21 protein-coding genes and 1 riboswitch are annotated in these 17,869 nt (G+C 50.8%); of the genes, 2 read left to right on the plus strand and 19 right to left on the minus strand.

Features of this window, described 5'->3' with window-relative positions:
- Positions 1 to 26: 26 nt before the first annotated feature.
- From DWZ45_RS06035 to DWZ45_RS06070, 9 genes are all read right to left on the minus strand, one after another.
- The gene (locus DWZ45_RS06035) at positions 27 to 494 is read right to left on the minus strand and encodes a VanZ family protein (RefSeq protein ID WP_107000974.1); all 468 of its coding nucleotides are present in this window, start codon (positions 492 to 494) and stop codon (positions 27 to 29) included.
- 106 nt (positions 495 to 600) lie between these two features.
- Positions 601 to 750, minus strand: a complete 150-nt coding sequence (locus DWZ45_RS14495; protein WP_022359365.1) for a hypothetical protein — start codon at positions 748 to 750, stop codon at positions 601 to 603.
- Between the two features lie 74 nt (positions 751 to 824).
- Positions 825 to 1,499: an orotate phosphoribosyltransferase gene (gene pyrE / locus DWZ45_RS06040; RefSeq protein WP_107000484.1), complete on the minus strand. Its 675-nt coding sequence runs from the start codon at positions 1,497 to 1,499 to the stop codon at positions 825 to 827.
- Positions 1,500 to 1,513: 14 nt separating this feature from the next.
- Positions 1,514 to 2,419, minus strand: coding sequence for a dihydroorotate dehydrogenase (locus tag DWZ45_RS06045; protein ID WP_022359363.1), 906 nt, complete (start codon positions 2,417 to 2,419; stop codon positions 1,514 to 1,516).
- Positions 2,416 to 3,180 (minus strand): dihydroorotate dehydrogenase electron transfer subunit, encoded by a 765-nt coding sequence (locus DWZ45_RS06050; protein WP_107000486.1) that lies wholly within the window; start codon positions 3,178 to 3,180, stop codon positions 2,416 to 2,418. Before DWZ45_RS06050 ends, DWZ45_RS06045 begins: the two co-directional genes overlap by 4 nt.
- Before the next feature lie 10 nt (positions 3,181 to 3,190).
- Positions 3,191 to 4,108, minus strand: a complete 918-nt coding sequence (pyrF, locus tag DWZ45_RS06055; RefSeq protein ID WP_022359361.1) for an orotidine-5'-phosphate decarboxylase — start codon at positions 4,106 to 4,108, stop codon at positions 3,191 to 3,193.
- A 276-nt stretch (positions 4,109 to 4,384) separates the two neighbouring features.
- Positions 4,385 to 5,149 carry a nitroreductase family protein gene (locus tag DWZ45_RS06060; protein WP_333489839.1) on the minus strand — a complete coding sequence of 255 codons (765 nt, stop codon included), beginning with the start codon at positions 5,147 to 5,149 and terminating at the stop codon, positions 4,385 to 4,387.
- 121 nt (positions 5,150 to 5,270) lie between these two features.
- Positions 5,271 to 5,963, minus strand: coding sequence for an LrgB family protein (locus DWZ45_RS06065; RefSeq protein WP_107000487.1), 693 nt, complete (start codon positions 5,961 to 5,963; stop codon positions 5,271 to 5,273).
- Positions 5,960 to 6,325: a CidA/LrgA family protein gene (locus DWZ45_RS06070; RefSeq protein WP_107000488.1), complete on the minus strand. Its 366-nt coding sequence runs from the start codon at positions 6,323 to 6,325 to the stop codon at positions 5,960 to 5,962. The genes DWZ45_RS06065 and DWZ45_RS06070 overlap by 4 nt, the downstream gene beginning before the upstream one ends.
- 280 nt (positions 6,326 to 6,605) lie before the next feature.
- Here DWZ45_RS06070 and DWZ45_RS06075 point away from each other — a divergent pair, with 280 nt between their 5' ends.
- Positions 6,606 to 7,487, plus strand: coding sequence for a GNAT family N-acetyltransferase (locus tag DWZ45_RS06075; RefSeq protein ID WP_181357181.1), 882 nt, complete (start codon positions 6,606 to 6,608; stop codon positions 7,485 to 7,487).
- Between the two features lie 65 nt (positions 7,488 to 7,552).
- Here DWZ45_RS06075 and DWZ45_RS06080 read toward each other — a convergent pair whose 3' ends face one another.
- The 10 genes from DWZ45_RS06080 to DWZ45_RS06125 all read right to left on the minus strand — a co-directional run bounded on the left by DWZ45_RS06080 (position 7,553) and on the right by DWZ45_RS06125 (position 16,550).
- A complete protein-coding gene (locus DWZ45_RS06080) occupies positions 7,553 to 8,266 on the minus strand; it encodes a GTP pyrophosphokinase family protein (RefSeq protein WP_107000490.1) in 714 nt (237 codons plus the stop codon).
- A gap of 37 nt (positions 8,267 to 8,303) precedes the next feature.
- Positions 8,304 to 9,131 (minus strand): Mrp/NBP35 family ATP-binding protein, encoded by an 828-nt coding sequence (locus tag DWZ45_RS06085; protein ID WP_022359355.1) that lies wholly within the window; start codon positions 9,129 to 9,131, stop codon positions 8,304 to 8,306.
- A gap of 312 nt (positions 9,132 to 9,443) precedes the next feature.
- Positions 9,444 to 10,028 carry a biotin transporter BioY gene (locus DWZ45_RS06090; RefSeq protein WP_022359354.1) on the minus strand — a complete coding sequence of 195 codons (585 nt, stop codon included), beginning with the start codon at positions 10,026 to 10,028 and terminating at the stop codon, positions 9,444 to 9,446.
- Between the two features lie 127 nt (positions 10,029 to 10,155).
- Positions 10,156 to 10,719 (minus strand): folate family ECF transporter S component, encoded by a 564-nt coding sequence (locus tag DWZ45_RS06095; protein ID WP_022359353.1) that lies wholly within the window; start codon positions 10,717 to 10,719, stop codon positions 10,156 to 10,158.
- A 63-nt stretch (positions 10,720 to 10,782) separates the two neighbouring features.
- Positions 10,783 to 10,887, minus strand: a riboswitch (THF riboswitch).
- A gap of 90 nt (positions 10,888 to 10,977) precedes the next feature.
- Positions 10,978 to 11,412 (minus strand): acyl-CoA thioesterase, encoded by a 435-nt coding sequence (locus DWZ45_RS06100; protein ID WP_107000491.1) that lies wholly within the window; start codon positions 11,410 to 11,412, stop codon positions 10,978 to 10,980.
- Between the two features lie 128 nt (positions 11,413 to 11,540).
- The gene (locus tag DWZ45_RS06105; protein WP_022359351.1) at positions 11,541 to 11,816 is read right to left on the minus strand and encodes an HPr family phosphocarrier protein; all 276 of its coding nucleotides are present in this window, start codon (positions 11,814 to 11,816) and stop codon (positions 11,541 to 11,543) included.
- A gap of 74 nt (positions 11,817 to 11,890) precedes the next feature.
- Positions 11,891 to 14,368: a homocysteine S-methyltransferase family protein gene (locus DWZ45_RS06110; protein ID WP_118468133.1), complete on the minus strand. Its 2,478-nt coding sequence runs from the start codon at positions 14,366 to 14,368 to the stop codon at positions 11,891 to 11,893.
- Positions 14,369 to 14,399: 31 nt separating this feature from the next.
- Positions 14,400 to 15,053 carry a vitamin B12 dependent-methionine synthase activation domain-containing protein gene (locus tag DWZ45_RS06115; RefSeq protein WP_118468134.1) on the minus strand — a complete coding sequence of 218 codons (654 nt, stop codon included), beginning with the start codon at positions 15,051 to 15,053 and terminating at the stop codon, positions 14,400 to 14,402.
- Positions 15,053 to 15,913, minus strand: coding sequence for a methylenetetrahydrofolate reductase [NAD(P)H] (metF, locus tag DWZ45_RS06120; protein ID WP_107000494.1), 861 nt, complete (start codon positions 15,911 to 15,913; stop codon positions 15,053 to 15,055). The genes DWZ45_RS06115 and metF overlap by 1 nt, the downstream gene beginning before the upstream one ends.
- Positions 15,914 to 16,079: 166 nt before the next feature.
- Positions 16,080 to 16,550 (minus strand): hypothetical protein, encoded by a 471-nt coding sequence (locus tag DWZ45_RS06125; protein WP_117796165.1) that lies wholly within the window; start codon positions 16,548 to 16,550, stop codon positions 16,080 to 16,082.
- A gap of 236 nt (positions 16,551 to 16,786) precedes the next feature.
- Between DWZ45_RS06125 and DWZ45_RS06130 the strand changes: the two genes are divergently transcribed.
- A complete protein-coding gene (locus DWZ45_RS06130) occupies positions 16,787 to 17,809 on the plus strand; it encodes a PTS sugar transporter subunit IIC (protein ID WP_022359346.1) in 1,023 nt (340 codons plus the stop codon).
- Positions 17,810 to 17,869: the final 60 nt, after the last annotated feature.

A 17,869-nucleotide genomic window follows, 5' to 3' on the forward strand; every position in this document is an offset into this window, starting at 1 on the left:
TCGGCTTGCGGATATAAGAAATCCGGTTATCTGTTTGACGTCCCATGCAGACACCTCCCAATTGCACGTGTAATCCACTGGCAGAGGTAGCCAGCAATTCCACCTAACGTATTTAAAAACATATCATCCACATCAAAACTTCCCACCTTGAATACGAGCTGAATCGTCTCGATGCTCAAAGTCAGAAGGAAGCTCAGAATCAACATCAGGTACCATTTTCCAAATCTCGGACTGATGATCGGCAGGAAAAATCCAAACGGCATGAAGCACACCACGTTGCCAGCCGTATTTAACAGGAACGCTTCCGTCCCCACTATATCACGATAAATATAAAACCGTTTGATTTCCTTAAATAAAACGAGATTATAGGCATACTCCACATGCGGCGCGCGCCCGAATCCGTCCGAAAAAAACATAAAATATATAAGAAGCACCAGGTATGCGACAAAGAATATCCAGCACACCTTCTGATGCGTTTTTGTCCGTTTCCACATAATTCCCCACATAAACTGCCAGAAATGAGAAAAACCGTACACCGTCCCCGGTCATACGGTTTTTCTCTTTCGACTGGGCATATCTGCCCTGTTTCAAATCCAATTTTTAGAATGTAATATCTGATTTGCGTTTCAGTAAAAACGCACCGCTGACGATCGCCATCACACCGGCTGCCAACCCTACCGTGATGATCACGCTTCCAATCACGATATTAATCACACCGGTTCCCTGCATCGTTTTGTAGATCTTTTCCATATCGATCCGCTCCTTCTTACACTCCGTCGCATGGCATTTCCCATTTCAAGCATGCCGCTCCGTGAACCAAATCTCTATTTTGCACCGTACTGCTCATAGTATGCGTCGATCGCTGCTTTCAGTGTATCATCGATCACGACCTTGCCCTGGCACTCCTTGTTGTACAGGCACTCTACGACATCTGACATCGATACGATCGCTGCGGTTGGGAAGCCGTACAGTTCCTTGATCTCATCCAGCGCACACTTTTCTCCCTTGCCGCGCTCCATACGGTTTAAAGATACCATCAGGCCTTTGATCTCCACATCTGCCTGGGATTTGAGGATCGGGAAGGTCTCCTCGATGGATTTACCGGAAGTGGTTACATCCTCGATGATAACGACGCGGTCGCCGTCCTTTAACTTGCTTCCCAGAAGGATGCCGGTATCGCCGTGATCCTTGACCTCTTTCCGGTTGGAGCAGTAACGTACTTCTTTGCCGTACAGCTCACTGATCGCCATCGAGGTGGCAACTGCCAGCGGGATTCCCTTGTAAGCCGGTCCAAACAGGACATCGAAATCCAGACCATAGTTGTCATGAATCGCCTTTGCGTAATACTCGCCCAGACGGCGCAGCTGCGTACCGGTTACATATGCACCCGCGTTCATGAAGAACGGAGATTTACGTCCGCTCTTTAAGGTAAATTCGCCAAACTTGAGCACTTCGCTCTCTACCATGAAATTGATAAATTCCTGCTTATACTGTTCCATCATACTCTCCTATCTTACCGAACCGCACCAATCAGTTCATGTATATCTTCAATGCCATATTTTTCCATGTAGGCGTCGATGCCCTTCACGATCTCCTCCGTCGCATACGGATTATGGAAATTCGCCGTACCGACTGCCACCGCGCTTGCGCCTGCCAGAATAAATTCGATCGCATCGTCCGCATTCATGATACCGCCCATGCCGATGATCGGAAGCTTGACCGCCTGCGCCACCTGGTAAACCATGCGGACTGCCACTGGTTTCACTGCCGGACCGGACAGACCGCCGGTACGGTTGGCTACCGCAAAGGTTCTCCGGTTAATATCGATCTTCATGCCAGTCAGTGTGTTGATCAGGGACAGCACATCCGCACCGCCTGCCTCGGCTGCCTTCGCCATCTCCGTGATGTCGGTAACATTCGGGCTGAGCTTCATGATAATCGGCTGTTTCGCATGGCGTTTTACCTCGCGGGTGATCGCCTCCACTGCTTTCGGATCCTGTCCAAATGCGATGCCGCCCTCCTTGACGTTCGGGCAGGAAATGTTGATCTCCAGCATATCGACCGGTTGGCTCGCCAGTTTTTCCACTACATCGACGTAATCTTCCGTCGTTTTTCCACATACATTGACGATAATCTTCGTATCATACTGACGTAAAAACGGGATATCCCTCGATGCAAATAAATCATACCCCGGATTCTGTAAGCCGATCGCGTTGATCATGCCGCCGTACACCTCCGCAATACGCGGGGTCGGATTGCCTGGCCACGGCACATTTGCCACACCCTTGGTCACAACCGCGCCGAGCTTGTTCAAATCGACCATCTCGCCGTACTCTGCCCCTGAACCAAAGGTTCCGGATGCCGTCATGACCGGGTTTTTAAGCTCTACACCCGCAAGATTGACTGCCATCTGTCTCATAATTCTACCTCCTCGGCTAAAAATACGGGACCATCCTTGCAGATCCGCTTGTTGTGTACATTGCTGTGGTGGTCTACATCCTTCGACTGGCAGACACATGCCAGACAGGCGCCGATTCCACATGCCATCTTCTCCTCCAGGGAAATATAGCACTTGATTCCCTTTTCTGCCGCATACTCCTTGATGGCGCGCAGCATCGGGGTCGGTCCGCAGGCGTAGATCACATCCGCCGTCAGGTTCTGCTCCCGGATCGCGTCCAGGACATTGCCCTTCGTGCCGACGCTTCCGTCCTCGGTTGCCACAAAGACTTCTCCATATGCCTCAAATTCATCCCGGAGGAAGAGATTTTCATCCCGGTATCCTAAAATGATCTGTTTTTCGCAGTTTAACTGTTTCGCCATCTCAAGCATCGGCGGAACACCGATACCGCCGCCGATCAGAAATACATTTTCGCCCTCCTGCGGGAAACCATTTCCCAGAGGTCCCATGATGTCGATCGGGTCTCCGGAAACATATTTGGAAAATTCATCCGTTCCTTTACCGGCAATCCGGTATACGATCCGCAGGCGTCCTTCATCCGGATCTGCCTCGCAGATACTGATCGGGCGCGGAAGAAGTCTGGAACCGTCCTGGCTGTAGACCGAGATAAACTGCCCCGGTCTTGCCTCGTCCGCTATGTCCGTCACGATCCACATACTGAAAATGCCAGGTGCCAGTTCTTCCTGACTATATACAACTGCTGTCTCTTTCTTCTGTGCCATGAGCTCCTCCTTACAGTACGCGTCCAATGTCCGCAATCATATCAATGACAGCCTGTCTCGATGCGTCCGCAAAATGCTCCGGACCGAATTTGGCGTATGCGTCTTTCTTGTATGCTGCGATGATACCGCGGGAAGAATTGACGATCGCGCCCAGTCCATCCTCGTTGAAGCAGTATTTTAAGTCTTCTGCCGTACCGCCCTGTGCGCCATAACCCGGAACCAGAAAGTAAGTCTTCGGCATCAGCTTACGCAGAATCTTGCTCATCTCCGGGTAAGTTGCGCCCACAACTGCGCCTACATTACTGTAGTCGCCATCCATGGAAGCCTCCCCCCACTCAACGACCTTCTCCGCTACCAGCTCATAAAGCGGGCGGCCGTCCACCAGACGATCCTGGAACTCGCCACTGGATGGGTTAGAAGTCTTTACCAGTACAAAGATACCGCGGTCGGATGCGTTGCACTCGTCCACAAATGGTTTCACGCCGTCGGTTCCCAGATACGGATTGACCGTCACATACTCGGTATTGAACGCGGAACAGGTCGTATTTCCAACCTTCACGCTGCCGAGATGACCAGTTGCGTAGGCAGCCGATGTGGAACCGATGTCGCCGCGCTTGATGTCTCCGATGACAATTAAGCCCTTCTGCTGGCAGTATTTGACAGTCCGGTCATACGCTTTCAGGCCTTCGATGCCAAACTGCTCATACATCGCAATCTGCGGTTTGACCGCCGGAATCAGATCAGCCGTCGCATCCACGATCGCACAGTTAAACTGCCAGATCGCCTCTGCCGCTCCTTCCAGGGTCTCTCCGAACTCCGCAAATGCTTTTTCCTTCACGTGCTCCGGAATATATCCAAGCATCGGATCCAGTCCTACACAGATCGGTGCCTTTGTCTTCTGAATCTTCTCAATCAATTTACTAACCATCACGTTCTCCTCCAGAGTATCTCTCATAAATAATCAACTTATTTTATCATAAGTGGAGGGCGCTTTCAAGGGCACGGAGCAAGGAAAAAAGGGTTTTTGCTTATGCCCTTTTGATTGCCCCGAAAGAAGCGCGCCAGCTGTCACGGCATCGGACGGCTGGCGCGCTTCTTTCTTGAGTGTATCGTTTCTTTGAATAATTGGTTTTAAAATTGCAAAATTAGTTTTTCTTGCTCAAATATAAACTATTTCAACATTTAATACAATGAATCAATGCATCTAATGCAGCGTCAACGTCGCCACATAATCTCCATTTTTGTAACTTTTAGCCGCAAAATGTTCCTCCGTCTCCGTCTGAAGTTCCATCCAGAGTTCTTCGGCGGCGAGCATAATGTGGGAGAGCATGATGCCGATGCTGAATTCGCGCATCGCATGGAAGCTCTTGCCCGGAAAGCGGGTTTTTAGGGCGAACACATAGATTCGGTCGGAATAGACGATGAAGCGCCACGGCTGGGTGTTCATCGCGGACGGTGCGAGACGCGCCGCACGGAGAATCGTCTTCATCTGCTCTCCGGCTTCTTCCTTGAAAATACAGAGTTCATTGAGCGGGAGGCGCTTTGCCAGCGGGCTTTCACGGTAGAGCTTGCCCTCCGGGTAGCCGAATGCGACCATCATCAGGCAGCGTTTGCCGCCGCGCACCTTCTGCGCCGGCTGCACGCTGCCCAAATAGCAGGTTCCAAGCCCTTTTGCCGTCATATAGAGCACCATCTGCTCCATCAGATAACCGGCATTGCGCTCGCAGCCTTCCTCCTGGTCCGAATAAATCGCCAGATAGTAGGGAGCATCCACCTTCCAGAGTCCGTGGACATCGGCTTTTTTCTTTGTATTGTCGAATATCACTGCCTCAACCCGGATCCGGTCATTTAACCGGGAGGTCTTATCAAAATAGGACAATATCTGCCCACGCAGCTTCTCCGTGACCTCCCGATCGGTGTATTTTCGAACTGAATGGCGACATCCTATCGCCTCATACAAATTCATCATACCTGCTCCCCTCCTATCTTTTTGCTGCCGTTATCATGCGCATGACCCGCAGTATCTTTTTCTCTGCCTCTCTATGTGCATTCCAATTTCTATACAAATTCTGACCGTTTCAGCACCACCTTTAAATCAGTCCCGACATCAGTGGTACTACCACTACGGTCAAAAGACCGGCGACCGCAATTGACAAGCTGCTCATCGCACCCTCGATCTCGCCTAATTCCAGCGCCTTTGCCGTTCCAATCGCATGGGCTGCTGTTCCAAGTGCCAGACCCTTCGCGATTGGCTCTTCAATTTTAAATATCTGAAACAGCCAGTCGGCTATAATATTTCCCAAAATTCCTGTAATTATAATGCTGATAACCGTCAGCGTCACGATACCTCCCGCTTCCTCGCTGACGCCCATGCCAATCGCCGTCGTAATGGACTTCGGAAGCAATGTCACATAGTGCGTATGCTCCAGTTGAAAGAAACGGCACATCACATAGATACTGCCGACACTTCCCGCTACCCCTGCCACAATTGCAGAAGCAACCGCAATCAGGTGCTGGCGCAAAAGCTCCAGCTGCTTATACAGCGGAATCGCCAGACAGACCGTTGCCGGTGTCAAGAAATAGCCCAGATACACCGCACCGCGGTTATACTCCTTATATTCTATATGAAAAACAGATAAAAATGCAATCACAACTATAATTGCAACCAGCAGCGGATTTAAAATCGCCCAGCCGGTCTTCTTTTTCAGCCAGACGCCCAACATATACGCGCCAACACTGACCAGCATTCCAAAATAAAGAGAAGAATGAATCAGTCCATTCATGCTTTCGCACCTCCTTTATTCTTTCTGCGGATGATGCTCTGCGCCACGCACCCGGTCGCAACCATAACAAATACCGTCGAAATCACGGTAATCACTGTCAGCGGCACCAGGATGGACTCCGCCTCCTGCACGCTGTCAAGCAGACCTACACCTGCCGGTATAAACATAATCGGCATCGTATCCAGGAAGAAATCTCCCACTTCCGCCACATCTTCTGTATGTAATGCACCTGTGCAAAGCAGAAGCAGAAGAATGAACAATCCGTATACGCCGGACGGAACCGGAAACGGAAGCAGATAGTTCAAAAACTCTCCCAGCATTGTGATGCCAAAAATAATTGTCACTTCTTTCAAGTACTTCATGATGTCTTCACCTTTCGTATTTAATGCCTCTATTCTATCACTCCCAAATTTATAGGACAATATGAAAATTAGCATAAATTCTGTCAATTTCCTTGAATTTTTTGCGTCTTTTTTATACGATACAGGTAAGCTTTTCCGATTCGTAAAATCCAGACATTTTCGATCCAAAAAACGTGAAGTTTTTATCCGCAAATACGTTTATCTTTATGAAAGACTTATCTTCTCAGCTGCTTTTGTAGCTGGTACACTTTGTATTGCAAGAAAGAAAGGATTAGAAGTTATGAATTTAATTCAGACAAACTCTCTCTCTGCCAGACAGGCAGAACAGATCCTGGCACTGTTGAATGAATGCCAGAAGACGCAGCCGATCCACATTTCTTTTCCATTTGAAGACGGAAATTGTTTCCTGCTTCTTCTGGATGAATCAGAGACACTTGCAGCCATCATGGGAATGATCCTTCCACCGGATGGCTCTTCGGACGAGGAACCCGTCGAATGCATCGCCTTCACCCGCCCTTCCCTGCGCCGACGCGGATATTTTGCCGCACTCTTAGAAAAAGCCTGCGACATCTCCGGTGAGCACGATATTCTATTTCCGGTTGACCCGGAATCTGCTGATACGGCTGCCACGATGAAAGCCATTCACGCTGACCGCGTTGATCAGGAATATCAGATGAAATGGGACTTTGACCCGGCGGCCGAACGCTTTGACTCTCCCATGGTTGAAAAACGCCCGCTTACCTTTACCTGCACTTCTGCACCGGAAGGTGACGTCAACGAAAGTGTTGATCCCGACAGTTGCTGGGACTGCTTCCACAGCGCCGATGATCCAGATCCGGCCGTTACAATTCTGACCTATGAATTTTTAGAGACTCCGCCGGATCCGATGTGCTCTCCGGCTGCCGTGTGCATGGCGCGTATGCAGCCCGTCTCGGACGTTCCCGGCACATTTCATGCCTGTTTCTACGGTTTCCGGGTCCATGACCTCTGCCGCGGACTAGGAATCGGTGAAGCTGCTTTCTGTCTGGTCTTAAACGATCTGATCGCGCGCGGCTGCACCCGAATTGTTCTTCACGTCAGCAGTGACAATTATCCGGCACTCTCGATCTATAAAAAAGCAGGGTTCCGAATTACCGAAACCCTGTCCTATTTTATGTATTAAAGATATGGCAGGCGCTTCAGCCGCCAAAAGCACCCCGATACATGAGCTATTCGTTTACATCACGACTATTCTTCCTGCGTCGGATGTTTTTCCTCAATCTTCTGACGGATGCTTAACATCTTGCAATCTGTCTCCGCGATGACATCCGCGCACTTTTTCAGCTCCGCACCGATCTCTGCGGCTTCCTGGGCATCCAGCTGCTTTTTATACTTGAGCTGGTGATCCAGACTCGCCCAGAAATCCATGGCGATCGTGCGGATCTGGACTTCCACACGGATATTTTTCTTACTGCTTGAAAAGAATACCGGTACTTCCACGATCATGTGGTAGCTGCGGTAGCCGTTTTCCTTCGGCGCCTTGATATAATCCTTGATCGCAATGATGGTCACATCATCCTGGCGTTCCAGCATCCGGCTGATCTCGTAAATATCGTCCACAAACGAACATATCACACGGACACCCGCTATATCATCCAGGTTGGACTCCATCGATTCGATCGAAAGCGGAAGTCCGCGCCGCTGCAGTTTTTCTACAATACTCTTCGGCTTCTTCACTCTCGCCTTGATCATCTCGATCGGGTTTCTTGCATTCCGCATGGAAAGCTCATCGTTGAGCACTTCCAGCTTCGTCTTAAACTCTCGAATCGCGCAGCTGTACTGCATCATCGCTTCCTGAAACTGCCTTGCCGTCTCCCGGAATGTCTCAGGAATCTCAAACACCTGAGGCGTATTGACCGCGAAATGGCTCAGCTCGCTGTTGGGATTCTGAGCAATATTCATTTGTATTCTTCCACCTCTTCTATATATCTATATTCTTTTATGCCTTCTCCACTGCGTCAGCCGCCGCATCCAGCCATGGGGATTCCACATACTCAACCAGCCCCTCGTCCACCTTGGACGCAATCGACGGATCGATCGGAATCTTCGCAAGCACCGGAATCTCATACTCGTCTGCCGTCTCCTCGATATGGCTTTCACCGAACACAGAAATCTTCTTTCCGCAGTCCGGACATTCCAGATAACTCATGTTTTCAACCAGTCCCAGAATCGGAATATCCATCTTCTTCGCCATGTTGACCGCTTTTGCCACGATCATCGAAACCAGCTCCTGCGGGGAAGTCACAATGATAATACCTGCCAGCGGCAGGGACTGAAATACAGTCAGCGGCACATCGCCGGTTCCCGGAGGCATATCGACAAACATATAATCAATGTCCTTCCAGAGTGCCTCGCTCCAGAACTGCTTAATCACGCCGCCCACAACCGGTCCACGCCAAATTACCGGATCCGTCTCATGCTCCAGAATCAGGTTCGAAGAAAGAATCTCTATCCCCGTCGAGGTCGTGCGCGGCAGCATCAGCTGATCCGCTGTCACACCTACCATGCCGTGAATGCCAAATGCCTTCGGGATCGACGGTCCTGTAATATCTGCATCAAGAATGCCAACGCGGTTGTTTCTCGCACGCATCTTACATGCCATCAGGGATGTCACCAGGGATTTTCCGACGCCGCCCTTGCCGCTGACTACACCAATTACTTTTTTTACTGAACTCTGTGGATTTAACGGCACCCGGAAACTCTCCATCGTCCGGCTGGCACACGTTTCGCCGCAGCTTGAACAATTATGACTGCAATTCTCACTCATACATACTTCTCCTTTTTATCAGGTTGGATTCTGATCGTTCGCTGGTTTTCGTTTTTGCATCCTCTTCAGACGTTTTCCAAGACCAAAAACCTGTAACGCCCAAATCCTCCCCTGTCGTAATCTCCGTACATTTTACCATATTTTCTGCAAAAATGATAGGGGGCAAACACAACTGGCAGCGTTACAAAAGAATGTGCCGTTACTGTACACGTATGCGTGAACAGTAACGTTTTCTATGAGACAAAAACAGACAGCCCGTTTGCTGCACTGCATTCAGACTGTCTGTCTTTTTTATATCCTATTCATTTTTCTCTACAGATACGCCTGTACCATCGGGCGCAGCCGTCTTGCCATGATCGCCGCCAGAATGCAGAGAATATAATCCGCCGGCATCTCCGGCAGGCAGTAAACCAGCACAATCGCTTTCCAGCCGATCGGCTGCAGGGTTACGAGATGGGTAATCAGATAGAAATAAACCATTCCCATTCCATAATATACCACATATCCAGCCGTCGCCGCCGTCATCAGCGCTCCCATTTTCCAGGAATTCAAACATTCACAGACCTTTCCCATGACCCACGCCGCAAGGAGAAATCCCAGCAGAAAACCAAAGGTCGGGCGCAGCAGATACGCCGGACCGCCGCCGCGTGCAAAGATCGGGACGCCCGCAAGTCCAATCAGCAAATAGACACCCACACTGGTAAATGCCCGTCTGGAGCCCAGCAGAAATGCTGCCAGCATCACGAAAAACCACTGCAAGGTGAAGTTCATGGTATCTGCGCCGGTCGGAATGACAACCTTGATAAATGCCCCCACGGCGACCAGCGCCGCAAACAGACCGCAAAGCGCCACATCCTTCGAATGTTCCCGGCTCCGCGAAACTGCTTTTTCTCTCATCTGTTTTCCTCCATCATGCATGATGCATTTTTTCATAAACGGTTCCTTTCATGGCATGCAGCCACCGTGCCTGCAGACTTTCGCTGTCCATGTATGTTTCCTTTTGCTCAAAACGAATCCTCCAGCATCACTCCGCCTGGAATTTACGGATCATCCGCACAAGCCCAAGACTCTCCATCCGTTTTGCAATCAGATAAAAGAGTGCTGCATCCACCGGCCACTTGATGAGATTCTTAAGCACACGCATCGGCAGAAGCACCATCATTGCTTTTCCAGACATCATGCTAAGCCAGAGTGTGTTCAAAAATATGTTGCAGATCAGCGCCACCACCAGATCCGCCCAGAGCGCCCGGCGGAAGGTAAGCGGTTTCCGATACAGAATTGTGCCATATAGCACGCCGCCCAGCATCGCATTCAGCGTAAATCCCGGAAAAAATGCCCCCGTCGGCTTTACGACATATTTGACCAGGTCCAAGACTCCGCCATAGACCGCTCCAGCCACCGGACCGAAGAGGTAGTAGACAAACTGGTTGACCACACCGCCGAATCCGATTTTCAAATACGGACCAGCCTCAATCGTGAAGTATCCCAGAACAACGGAGACAGCCATCAGCATGGCGGCAGTCGTGAGTGTTTTCACGTGTTTCAGTTCCTGAAAGGATGCCTGATAACATACTGCAAATTTTTTCATAAAAAAATACCTCCTTTTCTGCAGATCTCTCGAACCACATCAGGAGATAGATTGTATCAACGATGCAGCGGGATGCGGAATACTGACCGCGAAACCCCGGAAGGTCTCTTCGTCCGGCTGACAACTCCCTGTTCAACCGGCACTTAACGCCTGTATTCCTACTCTGCGTTTCTTTTTTTATCTTTTACATCATACCACAATTTTCCCGCTTTTCAAGCACTTTATAAGCGCATCTGTCATTTTCGAACCAGTCAGCATTTACTCTTCTTTTTGGCTCTGTTCGCTGTATTCCCTAAACGCACGATCCATCTCGATATAGTTGCGTTTCAGGGAAACCGGCTTTCCGTCGCGGGTCAGGAAACAATGGCGGCTCTCGCCCACGCAGCGGATTGCGCCCGTTTCCTTGTCAAAAACCGTGTATTCCAGCGTCATGCGGATGCCGTTGTATTCCTTCATCTGAACCAGCACCTGCACCGTCTCGCCAAACCGCGCCATGCTCTTATAATCGCAGTGAACCGACAGCACCGGGCTTATGATCCCCTGTTTTTCCATGATGTCATATCCCATTCCCATCTGCTCCATCATGTCGATCCGCGCTTCCTCAAACCAGTGTAGGTAATTTGCATGGTGAATGATTCCCATCTGGTCGGTTTCATAATACTGCGCTTTGTGTTCGTAAATTTTCAGTTCCATAAAAACCCCTCTTTTCCATCTAAAAAGGGATACCTGCACAACTGCAATTTCTGCCGTTCTGCAATATCCCCCTCTGGTTCTGATATGTGTGTCACCGTCCGCACACTGTGCAGGCAATGGCTGATACCTTACTGTTCCAGTTCTTCTCCGAGTCCGCTCTCGATCGCCTCGGTAATTGTCTTCAGCGCTTCTTCCTCATCCGGTCCGTCGCAGGCAACCGTGATCTCGGTGCCGCACTTGATACCCGCTGCCATCACGTTCAGCACGCTCTTTGCCACAATATGTTTCTCCCCGCACTCAATCAGAGTCCGGCTCTTAAATTTCATCGCGGTCTGCGAAAGCACGCCAGCCGGCCGCAGGTGAAGTCCCGATGGATTAACCACTTTCACTTTCTTCGATACCATAGCTGTCCCTCCCTCGTCAATTCTTAGTTTCTAATTACTCTAATTTTAGTCTAAGTAGGGCAGACTGTCAAGCGTTAGACCAGCACCTGCTGCGCGTAATTAACAGACGCCATCGCATCGCGGCAATACGCATCCGCTCCGATCATATCCGCGTATTCCTGGGTCAGAACCGCGCCGCCGACCATGACTTTCGCCCACGGTGCTTCCTTGCGGAGCTGCTTGATCGTCTTCTCCATGCTCGGCACGGTGGTCGTCATCAGGGCGGACAGACCGACCAATCTTACATGGTTCTTGATCGTCTCTTCCACGATCGCCTCCGGAGCTACGTCCTTACCTAAATCCAGCACATCATAGCTGTAATTCTCCAATAATACTTTTACGATATTTTTTCCAATGTCATGAATATCGCCCTTGACGGTCGCCAGCACGATCTTGTCCTTCTTCTCTCCTGCTTCCCCGGAGGACTCCATCTGGTTTTTGATGACCTCAAACGCCGATTTTGCCGCCTCCGCACTCATCAGAAGCTGCGGCAGAAAGACGGTGCCTGCCTCAAAACCCTTTCCGACCTTATCGAGTGCCGGGATCATGCAGGAATTGATGACGGTCAGGGAATCCATGGTCTTTAAGAGTGCCCCGGCTGCCGATGCCGCCTGCTCTTTTAAACCTCTCTCCACACTGACCGTAAGCTGATGCTCCGGACCGGATGCCTGGCTGCCAGTGTCCGCACTGCCGGAAGCTCCAGCTGCACCTGCCGCCGGGGCACCCGAACCTGCGCTGCCTGCTGCACCTGCGCCGGAAGCTCCGCCCGCACCTGCCTTTGGAATCGCCAGCTGCGCTGCCTGCTCAATATAATCGCCGCAGTGTTCATCCAGTGCTGCCAGGGCCCGGTAGCTATAATAAGAACGCATCATTGCCGCCGAATTTGGATTGATGATCGCCGCGGTCAGACCGCTCTGCATCGCCATCGTAAAGAAATTGGAGTTGACAATCTCACGCTGCGGTAATCCGAAGGAAATATTTGAAACGCCGAGAATCGTATTGCAGCCAAGTTCCTGGCGGACACGGCGCACCGTCTCCAGTGTCACCAGCGCGCCGGTCGGCTCGGAGCTGATCGTCATACAGAGCGCATCGATCACGATGTCTTTTTTCTGGATGCCATACTTTTCCGCCTCCGCACAGATTTTCCGCGCGATCGCCATACGTCCGTCCGCCGTCGCCGGAATGCCTTCCTCGTCGATCGTCAGCGCAACCACCGTGCCGCCGTAATGTTTTACCAGCGGAAATACAGCGTCCATGACCTCCTGTTTGCCATTGACAGAGTTAATCAGTGCCTTTCCATTATAAATACGCAGCGCCTGTTCCATCGCCTCTGTGTCAGTCGTATCAATCTGCAGCGGAAGCTCGGTCACCGCCTGCAATTCCTGTACGACCTCGCGCATCATCGCCACTTCATCGATCTCCGGCAGTCCCACGTTGACGTCAAGCACCGCAGCGCCATTTTCCTGCTGGGTGATCGCCTCGCGCAGGATATATTCCAGGTTGTGATCGCGCAGCGCCTGTTTGAATTTTGATTTTCCGGTCGGATTGATGCGCTCGCCAATAATGACCGGATCGGTTCCCATCTCAACTACCGACGCGTAGGAAGTGATGAGAGTGTCATTTTTCGGCTCGATCGGCTTTCTCGTTCTGCCCTTACACATCTCTGCCAGCAGACGGATGTGCTCCGGGGTCGTACCACAGCAGCCCCCGACTGCCGAAACGCCCATCTCCAGCATTCCTTTCATTTCCTCGACAAATTCTGGCGGATCAATATCATATACGGTCTTTCCTCCCTCGCTTCGCGGAAGTCCCGCATTTGGATTGACAACCACCGGGATCGACGCATACCGAAGCAGTTCTTCCACAATCGGCTTCATCTGAACCGGACCTAATCCACAATTGATTCCAAGCGCATCCACGCCCAGACCTTCCAAAAGTGCCACAACGGACTTCGGTGTTCCGCCGGTTAAAAGTTTGCCTTTTCCATCGAAAATTGTGGTTGCAAAGATTGGAAGATCGGAATTTTCCTTTGCCGCCAGAACCGCTGCCTTGAGTTCATACGTGTCGCTCATCGTCTCGATCAGAATCAGATCCGCGCCGCCTCGCACGCCTGCCTTTACCACCTCGGTATAGATGGAGACCGCCTCCTCAAAGTCCAGATCACCCATTGGCTTTAAAAGGCGTCCGGTCGGTCCCAGATCCAGCGCTACATAACCACGGCCGCAGTGTTCTACCGCTGTCCGGGCATTTTTCATCGCCGCATCCACGATCTCATCCAGATTAAACTTGGCTGCCTCATTGTATTTCAGGCGGTTCGCGCCGAATGTATTCGATAAAATAATATTCGCGCCCGCGTTCAGATAATCCTCATGGATCTTTACCAGAACCTCCGGATGCTTGATATTCCAGGTTTCCGGCAGTTCGCCCGGTTTCAGCCCGGCTCCCTGTAAAAGACTTCCCATTCCTCCGTCAAATACCAGTATTTTATCGTTCCAATCTTCCCGTATACCCATGTCAGCTTCCTCTCTGTTTTTTGTTTCTTACTTATTTATCTCTCCGGTACAGGCAGTTTTTGTTTGAACAGACCTCACAGCCCTCTTTCACACAGCCCGCCGCTATCTTCGATACTCCGATGACCGCCGTCACCGACTTGGACGGCATCATCAAAAAACTTTCCGTCAATGTAATCCCCACCGTCTTTTCCGCTTCCAGTACCCGGCAGAAATCCGGCTGGCACGAAAGCGGCAGATCTCCATAACCTGGCGAAAAGCGGGGACGCAGATAGAGTCCTTCTTCTGCTGCCTCCGCTTTTAATTTGTCATTGATTTCATTGCAGTAACTCTCAATCCGTGCCGCCGCGCACGCCTGCAGGACAACCGCCCGGCTCATCGAAAGACGGCTGTATCGGCGCAGAAGCAGATCCACACCAGCCCCCAGCGTCGCCGCAAAAAGGATGACCTCCTGGCAGTCCTTTAAATTGCGGCTGAGCGCCCGGCTTTTTACTTTAAAACACGTAAAATCAAGTTCTGAATCTGGCAGCAGCGTCAGCGGATAACGTCTGTAAAAGCTCCGGCAGTTGACGGATCGCTCTAATTCTTCCAGACAGTCCTCCACCAGATCTTTCGTCTGCAGATCCGGCTCCTGCTGCCCTTTAATTCCTAAATACCGATATATTTCTCTCCGATTGACTTCTGCCATTACAGAATCTCCGACAGGTTGTTCTTAATCTGCGCCGCTACATCCGGTTTATTCATCGAATATACATGGATTCCATTTACATGGTTCGCAATCAGATCGATGATCTGCTCAGTTGCATAGGCGATACCTGCCTGCTTCATCGCTGCCGGGTTATCACCAAAACGATCTACGATCGCCTTGAAGCGTGCCGGAAGGTAGGTGCCGGACATGCTGCAGATGCGCTTGATCTGACTTATGTTTGTCACCGGCATGATGCCTGCGACAACCGGAACCGTGATTCCTTTTTCTCGGATACGGTACAGGTAATTATAAAGGATATTATTGTCAAAGAACATCTGGGTCGTCACAAAATCACAGCCCGCTTCCACTTTTTCTTTCAGATGCCCGATATCCACCGTCTTGTTGACCGATTCCACATGTCCCTCCGGATAGCAGGCTGCGCCGATGCACAGCTCCGGGCAGGTCTCACGGATCTCGCGGATCAGCTGGGATGCGTACTGATAATCTTTTTCTACCTTGCCGTCTTTCGGAATATCGCCGCGAAGTGCCAGGACATTCTCAATTCCGTGTGCCTGAATCTCGCGCAGGACACTGTGCACCTTCTCACGGGTCGAGGAGACGCAGGTCAGATGTGACAGCGCCGGCACCTGGCAGGTGCTCTGGATATCCGATGCGATCTGGACCGTATACTGGCTTGTGCCGCCGCCTGCTCCGTAGGTCACGCTCATAAATGACGGATTTAACTTTGCAATCTCAAGCGCCGCTTTCTCAACGGAAGCGAAGTTGCTCTCCTCCTTCGGCGGGAACACTTCAAACGAAAGCGTCGGCTGTCCTTTGGCTAAAATATCCTTAATCTTCATCGTATTTATCTCCTGTTCTCATCATTTCGTCCGGTTCTGCCCCGGACCTCTATTGCCTATGTATTCTATATGATTTTTGCTCAGTATACCATATTTCCCCAATGAACGCCAGACTTCCGGCAGCTATCTTCTGGATTGATTTTCTATATCTTGCCATAGGTAAAATCTATAGGAACCAAATAAAATACATAAACATACGATACAGATAATTAATTCCAGACAAAGCAAACAAAATCAGCAAAATCACCAGCACAAGGCTCATTTTCCCCTTCTTTTTCTGATTTTTTCCTTGCTGCACCGCGCTTCGTCTCTGCGTTGTCTGATACGACATACTGTTCTGGTTCTGTGTCCGGACGGATGCCTGTCTGCCTGCGCCTGCTGCTTTCTGCGTCTGGGAATATACCTTCGCCCGGTCCGCAAGCGTGCGGATGGCATCTGTGCCTGCCCTTGCACTCGTTTCCCACGAGGCAGATCCCGCATTGTGGTACTCACAGTCCGTCTCATGCGCCGGGTGGCGCTCATTCAGATAATAAGTTGCATTGACATAGTTAGGATTCCGGATCCACTGTTTACAAAAAGAACAATAATGACCATACTTGATCGGATGGTCGCAAATCGGACAAATTCGTCTCTGCATGAAATACCTCCCCTCGAATCGAACATACTTTTTCGAAAACACCTCGTCAATTATTTTTTATTGTATCATAACTTTTTTACTTTTTTCTATATTTTCTCTTGTATTTTCTCCATTTCGTGTTAAAATACAAACGTCCATTACACCTGTCAAGACAGGTGTAAGCCATTTATTTGACCGGAATGGCTGAAACGATTCATTCCGTTCACAATTATTTTACTCTGGGAGGTTCTATCAATATGGAACGTGTGAAAGCTTTTCTGAAACGGAAGCAGGTTGTCATCTCCGTTCAGACGTATCTCATCGATGCGCTGGGCGCGATGGCATTTGGTCTGTTTGCTTCTCTTCTGATCGGTACCATTTTCGGCACGCTGGGGGAAAAAACAGGCGTTGTAATTTTTACTACGATCGCAGGCTACGCCAAGAGCGCGACCGGTGCGGCGCTCGGCGTCTCGATTGCCTACGCCTTAAAGGCACCGACGCTCGTCCTTTTCTCCGCCGCTACCGTCGGCATCGCGGGCAATGAACTCGGCGGTCCGGTCGGCGCGCTCGTTGCCACCATCATCGCAGCCGAGCTTGGAAAAATCGTCTCCAAAGAGACACCGGTTGATATTCTCGTCACCCCGGGCGTTACCATCATCTCCGGCATCCTGGCCGCACAGTTTGTCGGTCCGGGCGTCTCCGCATTCATGACCGCTTTCGGAAATCTGGTGAAGACAGCGACCGTCATGCAGCCGCTTTTCATGGGTATTCTGGTTTCTGCCCTGATCGGCATCGCCCTGACGCTTCCGATCAGCAGTGCGGCAATCTGCATCATGTTAAGCCTCGACGGTCTGGCAGGCGGTGCCGCCACCGCAGGCTGCTGCGCGCAGATGGTCGGATTTGCCGTTTTAAGCTTCTGTGAAAATAAATGGGGTGGTCTTCTGGCACAGGGACTCGGAACCTCGATGCTCCAGATGGGAAATATCGTCCGGAACCCGAAAATCTGGATTCCACCGACACTCGCCTCGATGGTCACCGGTCCGCTCTCCACGATGGTCTTCCATCTGGAAAATATTCCAGCCGGTTCCGGCATGGGAACCTGCGGTCTCGTCGGACCGATCGGCATCTACACCGCCATGCAGGGAAGTGGAAATTCGATGATGTGGCCGGGCATCCTGCTCATCTGCTTCGTGCTTCCGGCTGTTTTGACCCTGTTCTTCGGCGCACTTTGCCGGAAAGCCGGATGGATCAAGGAAGGCGATTTGAAGCTGGATCTATAATTATAGCTCCATGTGCTTCCAATTATCCATCATTCCTATCTGGCATCTGTCCTTAGAATC

Origin of the sequence: Clostridium sp. AF32-7AC, assembly GCF_003477925.1 — a bacterium.
GTDB lineage: Bacteria > Bacillota > Clostridia > Lachnospirales > Lachnospiraceae > Otoolea > Otoolea fessa.

Bases quoted from the DNA above. Each gene is read 5' to 3' on its own strand.
- DWZ45_RS06130 (WP_022359346.1), top strand. From the start codon at position 16,787: ATGGAACGTGTGAAAGCTTTTCTGAAACGGAAGCAGGTTGTCATCTCC.
- DWZ45_RS06090 (WP_022359354.1), bottom strand. From the start codon at position 10,028: ATGAGAGAAAAAGCAGTTTCGCGGAGCCGGGAACATTCGAAGGATGTG.
- DWZ45_RS06080 (WP_107000490.1), bottom strand. From the start codon at position 8,266: ATGAATATTGCTCAGAATCCCAACAGCGAGCTGAGCCATTTCGCGGTC.
- DWZ45_RS06115 (WP_118468134.1), bottom strand. From the start codon at position 15,053: ATGGCAGAAGTCAATCGGAGAGAAATATATCGGTATTTAGGAATTAAA.
- metF (WP_107000494.1), bottom strand. From the start codon at position 15,913: ATGAAGATTAAGGATATTTTAGCCAAAGGACAGCCGACGCTTTCGTTT.
- DWZ45_RS06070 (WP_107000488.1), bottom strand. From the start codon at position 6,325: ATGAAGTACTTGAAAGAAGTGACAATTATTTTTGGCATCACAATGCTG.
- DWZ45_RS06105 (WP_022359351.1), bottom strand. From the start codon at position 11,816: ATGGTATCGAAGAAAGTGAAAGTGGTTAATCCATCGGGACTTCACCTG.
- pyrF (WP_022359361.1), bottom strand. From the start codon at position 4,108: ATGGTTAGTAAATTGATTGAGAAGATTCAGAAGACAAAGGCACCGATC.
- DWZ45_RS06100 (WP_107000491.1), bottom strand. From the start codon at position 11,412: ATGGAACTGAAAATTTACGAACACAAAGCGCAGTATTATGAAACCGAC.
- DWZ45_RS06050 (WP_107000486.1), bottom strand. From the start codon at position 3,180: ATGGCACAGAAGAAAGAGACAGCAGTTGTATATAGTCAGGAAGAACTG.
- DWZ45_RS06045 (WP_022359363.1), bottom strand. From the start codon at position 2,419: ATGAGACAGATGGCAGTCAATCTTGCGGGTGTAGAGCTTAAAAACCCG.
- DWZ45_RS06085 (WP_022359355.1), bottom strand. From the start codon at position 9,131: ATGAGTGAGAATTGCAGTCATAATTGTTCAAGCTGCGGCGAAACGTGT.
- DWZ45_RS06095 (WP_022359353.1), bottom strand. From the start codon at position 10,719: ATGAAAAAATTTGCAGTATGTTATCAGGCATCCTTTCAGGAACTGAAA.
- DWZ45_RS06060 (WP_333489839.1), bottom strand. From the start codon at position 5,149: ATGATGAATTTGTATGAGGCGATAGGATGTCGCCATTCAGTTCGAAAA.
- DWZ45_RS06110 (WP_118468133.1), bottom strand. From the start codon at position 14,368: ATGGGTATACGGGAAGATTGGAACGATAAAATACTGGTATTTGACGGA.
- DWZ45_RS06065 (WP_107000487.1), bottom strand. From the start codon at position 5,963: ATGAATGGACTGATTCATTCTTCTCTTTATTTTGGAATGCTGGTCAGT.
- DWZ45_RS14495 (WP_022359365.1), bottom strand. From the start codon at position 750: ATGGAAAAGATCTACAAAACGATGCAGGGAACCGGTGTGATTAATATC.
- DWZ45_RS06125 (WP_117796165.1), bottom strand. From the start codon at position 16,550: ATGCAGAGACGAATTTGTCCGATTTGCGACCATCCGATCAAGTATGGT.
- pyrE (WP_107000484.1), bottom strand. From the start codon at position 1,499: ATGGAACAGTATAAGCAGGAATTTATCAATTTCATGGTAGAGAGCGAA.
- DWZ45_RS06075 (WP_181357181.1), top strand. From the start codon at position 6,606: ATGAATTTAATTCAGACAAACTCTCTCTCTGCCAGACAGGCAGAACAG.
- DWZ45_RS06035 (WP_107000974.1), bottom strand. From the start codon at position 494: ATGTGGAAACGGACAAAAACGCATCAGAAGGTGTGCTGGATATTCTTT.